General features: G+C 67.4%; 14 protein-coding genes. 12 read left to right on the top strand and 2 right to left on the bottom strand.

Going from position 1 to position 11813, the window contains the following annotated elements; translation table 11 throughout:
• The first annotated feature begins 28 nt into the window (after positions 1-28).
• The 5 genes from V8683_RS05570 (at position 29) to V8683_RS05550 (ending at position 4211) form a co-directional block, all read left to right on the top strand.
• Positions 29-1207 carry an acetyl-CoA C-acyltransferase gene (locus V8683_RS05570; RefSeq protein ID WP_411189467.1) on the top strand — a complete coding sequence of 393 codons (1179 nt, stop codon included), beginning with the start codon at positions 29-31 and terminating at the stop codon, positions 1205-1207.
• Between the two features lie 149 nt (positions 1208-1356).
• A complete protein-coding gene (locus V8683_RS05565) occupies positions 1357-1659 on the top strand; it encodes a Dabb family protein (RefSeq protein WP_411190535.1) in 303 nt (100 codons plus the stop codon).
• Between the two features lie 20 nt (positions 1660-1679).
• The gene (locus tag V8683_RS05560) at positions 1680-2177 is read left to right on the top strand and encodes a PaaI family thioesterase (RefSeq protein WP_411189468.1); all 498 of its coding nucleotides are present in this window, start codon (positions 1680-1682) and stop codon (positions 2175-2177) included.
• A gap of 66 nt (positions 2178-2243) precedes the next feature.
• Positions 2244-3242: an NADP-dependent oxidoreductase gene (locus V8683_RS05555; protein ID WP_411189469.1), complete on the top strand. Its 999-nt coding sequence runs from the start codon at positions 2244-2246 to the stop codon at positions 3240-3242.
• A 90-nt stretch (positions 3243-3332) separates the two neighbouring features.
• Entirely contained in the window at positions 3333-4211 is an 879-nt protein-coding gene (locus V8683_RS05550) for an SDR family oxidoreductase (protein ID WP_411189470.1), read from the top strand.
• 79 nt (positions 4212-4290) lie between these two features.
• Here V8683_RS05550 and V8683_RS05545 read toward each other — a convergent pair whose 3' ends face one another.
• Positions 4291-5124: an NRDE family protein gene (locus tag V8683_RS05545; protein ID WP_411189471.1), complete on the bottom strand. Its 834-nt coding sequence runs from the start codon at positions 5122-5124 to the stop codon at positions 4291-4293.
• A 90-nt stretch (positions 5125-5214) separates the two neighbouring features.
• Positions 5215-6246 carry a CAF17-like 4Fe-4S cluster assembly/insertion protein YgfZ gene (gene ygfZ / locus V8683_RS05540; RefSeq protein ID WP_411189472.1) on the bottom strand — a complete coding sequence of 344 codons (1032 nt, stop codon included), beginning with the start codon at positions 6244-6246 and terminating at the stop codon, positions 5215-5217.
• A gap of 78 nt (positions 6247-6324) precedes the next feature.
• Between ygfZ and mltG the strand changes: the two genes are divergently transcribed.
• From mltG to V8683_RS05505, 7 genes are all read left to right on the top strand, one after another.
• Positions 6325-7335, top strand: a complete 1011-nt coding sequence (mltG, locus tag V8683_RS05535) for an endolytic transglycosylase MltG (protein WP_411189473.1) — start codon at positions 6325-6327, stop codon at positions 7333-7335.
• Positions 7336-7956: a dTMP kinase gene (gene tmk, locus V8683_RS05530; protein ID WP_411189474.1), complete on the top strand. Its 621-nt coding sequence runs from the start codon at positions 7336-7338 to the stop codon at positions 7954-7956.
• A 28-nt stretch (positions 7957-7984) separates the two neighbouring features.
• On the top strand, positions 7985-9034 hold the full coding sequence (locus V8683_RS05525; protein WP_411189475.1) for a DNA polymerase III subunit delta': 1050 nt from the start codon (positions 7985-7987) through the stop codon (positions 9032-9034).
• Positions 9035-9138: 104 nt separating this feature from the next.
• The gene (locus V8683_RS05520) at positions 9139-9651 is read left to right on the top strand and encodes a GNAT family N-acetyltransferase (RefSeq protein ID WP_411189476.1); all 513 of its coding nucleotides are present in this window, start codon (positions 9139-9141) and stop codon (positions 9649-9651) included.
• An 18-nt stretch (positions 9652-9669) separates the two neighbouring features.
• Complete coding sequence (locus tag V8683_RS05515; RefSeq protein WP_411189477.1) at positions 9670-10455, top strand: TatD family hydrolase; 786 nt, start codon at positions 9670-9672, stop codon at positions 10453-10455.
• Positions 10456-10522: 67 nt separating this feature from the next.
• Positions 10523-11266: an ankyrin repeat domain-containing protein gene (locus V8683_RS05510; protein WP_411189478.1), complete on the top strand. Its 744-nt coding sequence runs from the start codon at positions 10523-10525 to the stop codon at positions 11264-11266.
• Positions 11267-11354: 88 nt separating this feature from the next.
• The gene (locus V8683_RS05505) at positions 11355-11717 is read left to right on the top strand and encodes a Rap1a/Tai family immunity protein (protein WP_411189479.1); all 363 of its coding nucleotides are present in this window, start codon (positions 11355-11357) and stop codon (positions 11715-11717) included.
• The last annotated feature ends 96 nt before the right edge of the window (positions 11718-11813 follow it).

Here is an 11813-nt window from a genome sequence, read left to right as displayed (position 1 = left end):
ATCAACTTATTTGTAGCAGGAGACACACATGACTGACGCCGTAATCGTATCGACCGCACGTACGGGCCTCGCCAAATCCTGGAAGGGCTCGTTCAACATGACCCACGGCGCGACCCTGGGCGGACACGTGACGAAGGCCGCCGTCGAGCGCGCCAACATCGACCCCTCGCGCGTCGAGGACGTGATCATGGGCTGCGCCAATCCCGAAGGCGCGACGGGCGGCAACATCGCGCGCCAGATCGCGTTGCGCGCGGGCCTGCCGGTTTCCGTGCCGGGCATGACGGTCAACCGCTTCTGTTCATCCGGACTGCAAACCATTGCGCTCGCCGCGCAACGCGTGATCGCGGGCGAGGGCGAGGTGTTCGTCGCGGGCGGCGTGGAGTCGATCTCGTGCGTGCAGAACGAGATGAACCGCCATCTGGCGTACGAGGGCTGGCTCAAGCAGAACAAGCCCGAGATTTACTGGAGCATGCTGCAGACGGCGGAAAACGTCGCGAAGCGCTATGAAATCTCGAAGGAGCGCCAGGACGAATACGGCGTGCAATCGCAGCAGCGCGCCGCCGCCGCGCAGGCCGCGGGCCTGTTCAACGCGGAAATCGTGCCGATGACGGTGCTCGCGGGCGTCGCCGACAAGGCGACCGGCCAACTGGTGACGAAGGAAGTGACGGTCGCCGCCGACGAAGGCATTCGTGGTGATACGACGCTCGAAGGCGTTGCGAAGATCCGCACGGCGCTGCCGGGCGGCGTCATCACCGCGGGCAACGCGAGCCAGTTCTCGGACGGCGCGAGCGCGTGCGTGGTGATGAACGCGAAGGTCGCGGAGCGCGAAGGCCTCGCGCCGCTCGGCATCTTCCGCGGCTTCGCCGTGGCAGGCTGCGAGCCCGACGAAATGGGTATCGGCCCGGTGTTCGCGGTGCCCAAACTCCTCAAGCAGGCGGGTCTCAAGGTCGAGGACATCGATCTGTGGGAGCTGAACGAGGCGTTCGCCGTGCAGGTGCTCTATTGCCGCGACAAGCTCGGCATTCCGGCCGATCGACTGAACGTGAACGGCGGCGCGATTGCGGTTGGCCATCCCTACGGCGTTTCGGGCGCACGCCTCACGGGCCATGCGCTCATCGAAGGCAAGCGGCGCGGCGCGAAGCTCGTCGTGGTGACGATGTGCATCGGCGGCGGGCAGGGCGCAGCGGGTCTGTTCGAAGTCGTCTGACGCCGGCGCCCGAGGGCCGAAGGCGGCTTTGCGGCAGGCATGGGCTTGCAGGGGCTTCCCTCGCGCGGCAGGTCGCGCGGGTATCATGACGTCTTCTGGCGCGTGCCTCGTGCCGCGCCTCTTCAACGCAGACTGAAAAGGTGAATACGTTGATTCGTCATATCGTCATGTGGCAGCTCAAGGCGTCGGCGGAAGGTGCAACGCGCGAGGAAAACCTCGTGAAGTTCAAGGCTCTTCTGGAAGGCTGTCGCAATCTCGTGCCCGGTACGCTGCATCTGGAAGTCGGCCTGGCGGAACCGGGCCTCGCGTCGACGTTCGACATCGCGCTCGTCTCCGACTTCGCCGACAAGGCCGCCCTCGACGCCTATCAGGACCACCCCGATCACGTCGTCGTGAAGCAGTTCGCGAAGGCCGTGACGGAAGGCCGCCAGTGCGTCGATTACGTGATCTGATTGAGCGCCGGTTGAGCACCATGAGTGACCAGGACAGGGCAGGCGGCAGCGCTGCACAGACTTCGCAGATGAACATCGAAAGCCCGTTCGTCGACCATCTCGGCGCGCAGCTCGTGAGCGCGCGCGACGGCGCGAGCGAAGTCGCGCTGTTGCTCGCCGAACGGCATCTGAACACGTGGGACATCGCGCACGGCGGCGTGACGATGACGCTGGCCGACATCGCGCTCGCCATGGCTGCGCGCAGCGTGGCCGGCGACGGCGTGGGCGTCGTCACCGTCGAAATGAAAGTCAACTTCATGCAGCCGGGCCGCGGCGAGTTGCGCGCCTATGGGCGCGTGCTCACGCGCACGACCACGATGGCCTATTGCGAAGGCGAAGTGCGCGATAGCGAAGGCCATTTCGTCGCGAAAGCGCTCGGCACCTTCAAATACATGCGCAGGCTTGCCGTGGGGCGCGACGTCGCGCGCCAGCGGCTGCGCAGCGATCCAACGGCGAAGCCGGGACCGAGCGACGGCTGAGCATTTCCGCGCGCCCTCCTTGCATCGTCATTTACCCACGCGGCCACGCGCCGCAGAGCGAACGCCATGACCCAAACGAATCGCCAGATCCTGCTCGCGTCACGCCCGGAAGGTGCCGCGAGCGTCGACAATTTCCGCCTCGTCGAGACGCCGCTTGTGCCGCTGCAGGAGGGGCAGGTGCGCGTGCGCAATCACTACCTTTCGCTCGATCCGTACATGCGCGGCCGCATGAACGAGAGCAAGTCCTATGCGGCGCCGCAGCCGCTCGATGAGGTGATGATCGGGGGGACGGTGGGCGAGGTGGTCGAATCGCGCAATCCGAAGTACAAGGCCGGCGACAAAGTGGTGGCGATGTTCGGCTGGCAGGAGTTCGGCACCTCGGACGGCACGGGCATGCAACCCGTCGATACGACCCACGTGCCGCTTTCCGCTTACCTCGGACCGGTAGGCATGCCGGGCGTTACCGCCTGGTACGGCCTGAACCGCATCATTGCGCCGAAGGCGGGCGAGACCGTCGTCGTGAGCGCCGCGAGCGGCGCGGTGGGCAGCGTGGTGGGCCAGCTCGCGAAGCGCGCGGGCTGCCGGTCGGTCGGCATCGCCGGTGGCGCGGACAAGTGCCGCTACGTCGTGGAGACGCTAGGCTTCGACGCCTGCGTCGACTACAAGGCCGGCAACTTGTACCAGGACCTCAAGGCCGCGACGCCCGATGGCGTGGACGGCTACTTCGAGAACGTCGGCGGCGAGGTGCTCGACGCCACGCTCGCGCGCATGAACGCGTTCGGGCGCATCGCGCTGTGCGGCATGATCGCGGGCTACGACGGCAATCCGCAGCCGCTCCGGTATCCGGGCCTCCTGCTCACGCAACGGCTGCTCGTGCAGGGCTTCATCGTGAGCGAGCACATGGACGTGTGGCCGCAGGCGCTGAAGGAGCTCGGCACGCTCGTCGCGCAGAAGCAACTGGCGTACCGCGAAACCGTGGCCGAGGGTCTCGGGAACGCGCCGTCCGCGTTCCTTGGCATGCTCAAGGGGCAGAACTTCGGCAAGCAGCTCGTCAAGCTGGTCTGATGCCTCGCGCCGGGCCGGCGCGGGAGCGCCGGCTTTCTCATTGATTCCAACGCAGCGATTTCACCGCAGCGAATCCAACCAGGGATAGCAATGGCTGATCCGTTCCAGTTCGACGGCCGTGTGGCCGTCATCACGGGCGCGGCGAGCGGCTTTGGCCGCGCGTTCGCCCACAAGGCTGCCGCGCTCGGCATGAAGCTCGTGCTCGCCGACGTCGATCAAAAGCTGCTCGACGAGACGGTGGCGGCGTTGCGTGCCGCCGGCGCCGAAGCGACTGGCGTGCGGACCGACGTACGCGACCCGGCCGCGGTCGACGCGCTCGCGAAGGCCGCCGTCGACACGTATGGCAAAGTGCATCTGCTCTTCAACAACGCGGGCGTGGGCACCGGCGGCTTCGTGTGGGAAAGCAGCGCGAAGGACTGGGAGTGGGTGTTCAGCGTGAACGTGATGGGGGTCGCGAACGGCGTGCGCGCCTTCACGCCCATCATGCTGGCCCAGGGCGAGCCCGCGCATATCGTCAACACGGCTTCCGTGGCAGGTTTGCTGTCGCCTTCGGCGATGGGCGTCTATAACGCGTCGAAGCACGCGGTCGTGTCGCTCACCGAAACGCTTTATCACGACCTCAAGAGCGTCGGCGCAACGGTCGGCTGCTCGGTGCTGTGCCCGGCGTTCGTGTCCACCGGCATCGCCAACGCGGAGCGTAGCCGGCCCGATGACCTGCGCAACGATGCGCCGCCCACGCGTTCGCAGCAAGCCGCCGACCTGCAACTGCAGCGCGCGGTGCGCTCGGGCCGCCTCACGCCGGAAGACGTCGCCACGCAAACCTTCGACGCGGTCCGCGAAAACCGCTTCTACATCCTCACGCATCCGCAGATTCTCCCTTCGGTGAAACTGCGTCATGAGGATATCGAAACATTGCGCAACCCCATCGATCCGCTTTCGTTGAAGCCGGAAGTGAAGCGGGCGGACTGAACGGCACGATGTTGCCGCCAACCATGGCGACTGGCGTTTCGCGCCGCGCGCGTGCGGCGGCCAGGGCCGCCGCGTCCGCTCAGCGCGTCTCGACGGCGAACCGCTCGCGGCGCTCGAAATTGCCGGGCCGCACGATGCGATGCGAGCCGTTGTCGTCGCTGCGCTCGACGACCTCGACCTCGATCCGCGCGCCGTCTGCGTCGACGCGCAGCGCCGTGGTGCCCCGCGTGCCGTAATCGGGCGTTTCGATGAAGGCCGCCGAAAGCGCGCGCTCGCGTTCGAGCGGGATGCCGGTGGCCGGCAATTCGTCGTCGCGGGCGATCCGCGGGTCGCGCATCATCGCCACGAGCCGGTCGAGCGGGGCAGGCGCTCCATTGCCGGCCAGCTCGGCGAGCTCCGCGCGCTTATGCACGAGCTTCGGCCAGGGCGTATCGAGCACGGCATTCGAAATGCCGTGCGTGCCCGACGGCAGGAGCGCGGGAGCAAGATCGCCGCGATTGCAGTACCAGGCCAGCTCGCGCCGCGTCCAGTCGCCCACCACCAGATTGAAGCCGTTATAGAGGCGGCCGTTGTGCGCCACCTCGGCCAGATAGCCGAGCGGTGTATCGGGCAAGCCGTCGCCGCCGGTGAGCCAGGCCGAAACGAGCGTGCCGCGCGTGGGCGCGTCGGGCCGCATTTCATGCGGCGCGCGGTAGTTCGTGAGCGCGGCGAAGCGGCCGCCGCGCGTCATGCCAAGCCATGTTCCGCCTCCCACGAGGTCGCGGCCCGCGAGCACGTGGGGTGTGCGGGGTGCATCGTCCCACCAGTGGAGCGGATCGGCCGTGCGGCGCAGGAACTCGTCGCGGTTCGCGGCGAGCGTGAAAATCGCGCCTGCCGTGGCCTCGGGGCGCCAGTCGAAGACGATCAGACACATGGCGCAGGCTCCCCGGCATGGGCCGCCGCGCCAGGTGCGACGAATGCGTTCGGGGCGCGGCGTGCGACGCGCGGGTGCGGGGCCAACGCGTCAGACCTCGGCGGGCAGTGCGTACGGCAGCGGCAGGAAGCGCAGGGCGGGGCCGTCGGCGGCGCCCAGATGCACGGTGCCCGATTCGAGCGCGGCAAGCTTGATCTCTGCGAGCAGATCGACACCGCCCCCGGGCGCGCTGGCCGCGTTGACGATCATGCCGCACGGCTGGCCGGGGTCGTCGGCGTGAAAGAGTTCGACACCCGCGCGCGCGGCATCGAGCCCCGCAGCGACGCTCGCTAGCGCGGTGCGGCGCTTGATCGTGCCGCGATACTGGCTGCGCGCCACGATCTCCTGGCCCGGATAGCAGCCTTTCTTGAAATTCACGCCGCCGAGCACGTCGTAGTTCACCATCTGCGGCACGAACTGCTCCGAAACCGCGTGGGTGATGCGCGGCTCGCCCGCGCGGATGTCGAGCCAGTCCCAGACGGCGGGCGGCACGCGCGTGAGCTTGCCCGCGAGCGCCGCGAGGCGCGCCTCGACGGCTTCCTTCGGGCCGACCCACAGATAGCGCAGGCGGCCGGCCGCATCGGGCAGACGGATCAACGTGCCGGCCGGATCGTCCACTTTCACGTGCACACCGTCGGGCAGGGCGTCGAACTCCGCCGCGAGCGCGCCGCGCACGTCGCCGGCGAGCCCCACCACGAGCAGCTTCTCGCTGTCGTCCACGAGCTTCGCCTTCGCGCGCAGCACGAACATCGAGAGCCGCTTCTGCACGCTCGCCTGCACGTCCTTCGCGATCAGGAGACGGATTGCCTCGCCGCTCTTCCAGACGAGAAATGAGGCGAGAAGGCGCCCCTTAGGCGAACAGTAGCCCGCGAGGCGCGCACCGGCGACGTCCAGATGCTGGATGTCGTTCGTGAGCTGGCTGTGCAGGAAGCTTGCGGCGTCGTCGCCGCTGGCGTCGATCACGCCGAACTGCGGCAGGATCGCGTATGCGCCGCCTTCGAGGACGGCCTCGAAATCATGCGCGGCGGGCGGCTCGGCGGCGGTGACGGGAAGCGTGGCGGCGGAATCGTGCGGGGAATTCATGGATTCGGGGAACAGTCAATCCTGACTTTAGCGAGGGCAAGCGGTTATTATAGGAGGCTCGTTCCGAGCCGTGTTTTCATGTCCCTCTTCAAGAAATGCCTTGTTGCCGGCGCCACGCTCGCCGTGCTTGGCGCGGCCGCCGCGGGCGGCATCTGGCACTGGGCCAATTCCCCTGTCCAGCTTGCCACCCCTCAGCTCGATGTGACCATCAAGCCGCACAGCTCGGTACGCAGCGTCACCGCGCAACTGCGCCGCGGCGGCGTGCCGGTCCAGACCGACCTGTTCGTGCTGATGACACGCGTGCTCGGTCTGCAAAGCACGCTCAAGTCCGGCAACTACGAATTCAAGCTCGGCATTACGCCCTACGAGGTGCTGCAAAAGATGGCGCTCGGCGACGTTAACGAGTACGTCGCGACGATCATCGAAGGCTGGACTTTCAAGCGCATGCGCGCGGAGCTCGACGCCAACCCGGCGCTGCACCACGACAGCGCCGGCATGAGCGACGCGCAACTGCTCGCCGCGATCGGCGCGCCGGCTGCGCCTATGGGCAATGCCGAAGGCCTGTTCTTCCCCGACACCTATTTGTTCGACAAGGACACGAGCGACCTCGACGTCTATCGCCGCGCCTACCGGCTGATGCAGACGCGGCTTGCCGAGGCCTGGTCCGCGCGCTCGCCGGGGCTGCCGCTCACGTCGCCCTACGAGGCGCTCACGCTCGCCTCGCTGATCGAGAAGGAAACGGGCAAGGCCGGCGACCGGGCGCTCGTGGCCGCGGTGTTCGCCAACCGGCTGCGCTCGGGCATGCCGCTGCAGACCGACCCCGCCGTGATCTACGGGCTCGGCGAAAGTTACCAGGGCCGCCTGCACAGGCAGGATCTGCAGACCGACACTCTTTACAATACGTATCTGCACCTTGGTTTGCCGCCGACACCCATTGCGCTGCCGGGTGCGGCGTCGCTGCAGGCGGCGCTGAATCCGGCATCGACGGCCGCGCTGTATTTCGTGGCGCGGGGCGATGGCAGCAGCGTTTTTTCGGACAATCTGGTCGACCATAACAAGGCTGTCGACAAATACATTCGGGGGCAGTAAATGGCGCGGGGCCGATTCATCACGTTCGAGGGCATCGACGGTGCGGGCAAGACCACGCATCTCGCCTGGTTTCGCGACCGGCTTGCGGACAAGCTGGCCGGCGCCGGGCGCCAGGTCGTGATGACGCGCGAGCCGGGCGGCACGCCGCTTGGCGAAACGCTGCGCGAAATCCTGCTGCACCAGCCGATGGACCTCGAAACCGAGGCGCTGCTGATGTTTGGGGCGCGCCGCGAGCATCTGGCCCAGGTGATCGAGCCGGCGCTCGCGCGCGGCGATTGGGTGCTCTCCGACCGTTTTACCGACGCGACCTTCGCCTACCAGGGCGGCGGACGCGGGTTGCCGCGCGACAAGCTGGAGACGCTGGAGCGCTGGGTGCAGGGCGGTTTCCAGCCCGACCTGACGGTGCTGTTCGATGTTCTGCCGGCCACGGCGAGCGAACGCCGCGGCGCGGCGCGCGAGCCGGATCGCTTCGAGAGCGAGACCGACACGTTTTTCGTGCGCACGCGCGCCGAATACCTGCGCCGGGCGGAGGAAGCGCCGTACCGCTTCGTGATCGTCGATTCGACGCAGAGTATCGAAACGATCCGCGCCCAGCTCGGGCATGTGATCGCGGCGCTTTGATATTCTCGGCTAACTGGTTGATTCCAAAATGATCTATCCGTGGCAGACCGGCGACTGGGAGCGCCTCCAGCAACTGCGCAGCCACTGGCCGCACGCACTGCTGCTGCACGGCCAGGCCGGGATCGGCAAGCTGCACTTCGCCCAGCATCTGGCCAAAGGGCTCCTGTGCGAGTCGCCGCAGCCCAATGGCGAGCCCTGCGGTTCGTGCCCGGCCTGCAACTGGTTCGTCCAGGGCAATCACCCGGACTACCGCGTCATCGTGCCCGAAGCGCTGGCAGCCGAGGTAGGCCCGGTGGGCGCGGACGACGGCGACAAAGCGGCCGACAAGAGTGAGAAGGGCGAAGGGGAAGAGAGCAAGAAGACCCGCACGCCCAGCAAGGAAATCCGCATCGAGCAGGTGCGCGCGCTGCTGGACTTCACGGCAGTGGGGTCGCATCGCGGCGGCTTGCGCGTCGTCGTGCTGTACCCGGCCGAGGCGCTGAACGTGGCCGCCGCCAATGCTCTCCTGAAGACGCTGGAGGAACCGCCCTCGGGCGTCGTGTTTCTGCTCGTTTCGGCGCGAGTCGATCGCCTGCTGCCCACCATCATCAGCCGCTGCCGTCAGTGGCCGCTCTCCACGCCTGCACCCGAGACCGCCGAAGCGTGGCTCGCGGCGCAGGGCGTGGCCGACGCAAAGGCCCTGCTGGCCGAGGCGGGCGGCGCGCCGCTCGCGGCGCTCGCGCTCACCCGCGACGAGAACCGCACGCTGCGCGACTGGACCCTCGCGCAACTCTCGGCGGGGCCGGCCTGCGACGCCTTCGCCTGCGGCGAGACGCTGCAAAAGCTGCCCGTGCCGCTCGTGCTGGGCTGGCTCCAGCGCTGGGCGTACGACCTGCTCGCCGAGCGCACCGCCGGCCGGCCGCGCTATTTCCCGCAGGCCGCCGCGGCGCTCGCGCGCTGTGCCGCGAAGCTCGACGCACCGGCGCTCGCACACTACCTGAAAACCGTCACGCGTCAGCGCGCGGTCGAGAACCATCCGCTGAACGCGCGTCTCGTATTCGAAGAACTGTTTCTCGGCTATCGTGAATTGTTCGACTGATGCTCGACCGATCATTCGCGCAAAGCGCCAATCTGACTGATCCACCGACCCGGCCCGCCGCGCCGAACGCCAGGCAACGCGAGCCCCAGCCGAAATAAAGCACCATGAGTCTTGTCTACCGGGATGCCACCCTCGACGATCTGCCCGCCATCGTCGCCATCTACAACTCGACCGTGCCCTCGCGGCAGGTCACGGCCGATCTGGAGCCGGTCAACGTGGAAAGCCGCCTGCCGTGGTTCCACGCGCACGGGCCCACCACGCGGCCATTGTGGGTGGTCGAAGAGGGTGGCCGCGTGATCGCGTGGCTCAGCTTCTCCGACTTCTACGGACGCCCGGCCTACCGCCACACGTCCGAGGTCAGCATCTATCTCGACGAAGCCGCGCGCGGCAAGGGCCTCGGGCGCAAGCTCCTGACCGCCGCCCTCGAAGCTGCGCCGGGTCTCGATATCCACACGGTGCTGGGCTTCGTGTTCGGCCACAACGAGCCGAGCATGCGGCTCTTCCAGGGCTTCGGTTTCGGGGCGTGGGGCACGCTCCCGCGTGTCGCCGTGCTCGACGGCATCGAGCGCGATCTGATCATCCTCGGCAAGCGGCTCGACACCGCGCCCGCCGCCTGAACCCGCGCAGGACCGCCCATGTTCGTCGATTCGCATTGCCACATCAATTTCGAGGGTCTGGCCGACCGTCTGCCGCAGGTTCTGGAGAACATGCGCTCGAACGCCGTGACGCACGCGTTGTGCGTTTCGGTCGATCTGGAGACGCTGCCCTCGGTGCTCGACATCGCCAGCCGCTTCGAGAACGTCTACGCCTCGGTGGGGGTGCATCCAGATCACGAGGATGTGCGGGAGCCGACCGTCGCCGAACTCGTGGAACTGGCCGCGCATCCGAAGGTGGTCGCGATCGGCGAAACGGGGCTCGATTACTACCGCCTCGGCGAGCGCACGATCGCCGACATGGAGTGGCAGCGCGAGCGCTTCCGCACCCATATCCGCGCGGCGCACGCGACGAACAAGCCCTTGATTATCCATACGCGCGCCGCTTCCGAGGACACGCTGCGCCTGATGGAAGAGGAGCGCGCGGGCGTGCCGGGCGGCGTCATGCACTGCTTCACGGAGCCGTGGTCCGTCGCCGAGCCGGCGCTCGCGCAGAACTTCCATATCTCGCTCTCGGGCATCGTCACGTTCAAGAGCGCCACCGACGTGCAGGACGTGGCGCGGCGCGTGCCGATCGACCGGTTGCTGATCGAAACGGACTCGCCGTACCTCGCGCCGGTGCCTTTTCGCGGCAAGCCCAATGAACCTGCGTACGTGAGCCATGTCGGAAGATTCATTGCGCAGCAGCGGGGGATCTCCGATGCCGAACTGGGCGCGGCCACCACGCAGAACTTCTTCCGGCTCTTCAAGATCCCGGCAGCGGTTTGAGTGCGTGACCGTGAGCTGTCAATGCCGTTTATTATCAACAAGATATCGAAAAATATTAAGGTCTCACATGAACTTTAATCCGCTTTCGCCCGCCGTCTTTCCCGTCCGTGCCGCGTCCGTGCGCCGCGTGGCCGCCGCGCTCGCCTTCGGTATGAGTGCCGCGCTGCTGGCCGCCGCGCCCGCGCACGCCGCGCCGATCGACTCGCTCGTGAAGGCCGTCAAGTTCGACGACGACAAGGCCGTTTCGGAGGATCTCGCCAAGGGCATGGACCCGAACGCAACGGACGACCACGGCATGCCGCTCCTGGTGCTGGCCGCGCGCGAGAAGTCCGACAAGGTGGTGGCCGTGCTGCTCGACAATCCGCAAACGAAGATCGAGATCGAAGACGGCGCCGGCGAGAACGCGCTGATGATGGCCTCGCTCAACGGCGACACCGACCTCGTGAAGCTCCTCATCACGAAGGGCGCGGAAGTCAACAAGAAGGGCTGGACCGCGCTGCATTACGCGGCGGCCAATGGCCACGACGACATCGCGAAGCTGCTGCTCGGCTATTCGGCCTATGTGGACGCGCCGTCGCCCAATGGCACCACGCCCCTCATGATGGCCGCGCGCGGCGACCATATCTCGACGCTCAAGCTGCTGCTCGACAACGGCGCGGACCTCAACGCGAAGAACCAGATCGGCATGAATGCGCTCGACTTCGCCAAGCAGTACAAGTCGCCGGACGCGATCAAGGGCCTCTCCGCCCGCATGGCGCAGCAAGGCGCTCAGCCCACTGACACGGCGGCGCCGCAAAACGGTGCAAAATAACGGGATTGCCGCAGGACCGGACCGACCGGCGGCCAGGCGGCGCTCCCAGGCGGGCGCCGCACCCCACAGTTACGAATCAAGGAGAACCATGCTGCGGGCTCTGATTTGCGCCGGTGCGCTCGCTCTGCCGGTGTCGGCATTCGCCTTCACGGCCAGCGATCTGAACCGGCTCTGCACCAAGACCGATGTAGCCTCGCGTAGCGCGTGCGCGGCCTATATCGAAGGCGCCGCCGACGGGATCTTCAACACGATCGATGCGATCGGCGGCACGACCGGGCCGCGCGTGGGCCAGTACTTCTGCCTGCCGCCGGACGCACGCTCGGCGCAACTGACCGACGCGGTGCGCAAGTACATCGCCGACAACCCGAACGTGGCGGGCTACAACGCCAGCACGGCCATTTCGCTCGGCCTTGGCAAGGCATTCCCTTGCGCGCCGGGCAGCGGAGGTTGAGCGCAGGCTGATCCGCCGGCCGCCGGGCCGGTTTTCCACGTCGGCGGGGCGGCGCGGGTCAGGCCGATCCGCACGCGGCACGCTTCGTGCTGGCCG

The sequence above is a fragment of the Paraburkholderia sp. AV2 genome, from assembly GCF_054968425.1.
Note: the sequence above shows the minus strand (reverse complement) of the source record. Positions and strands in the feature narration are given on the sequence as shown.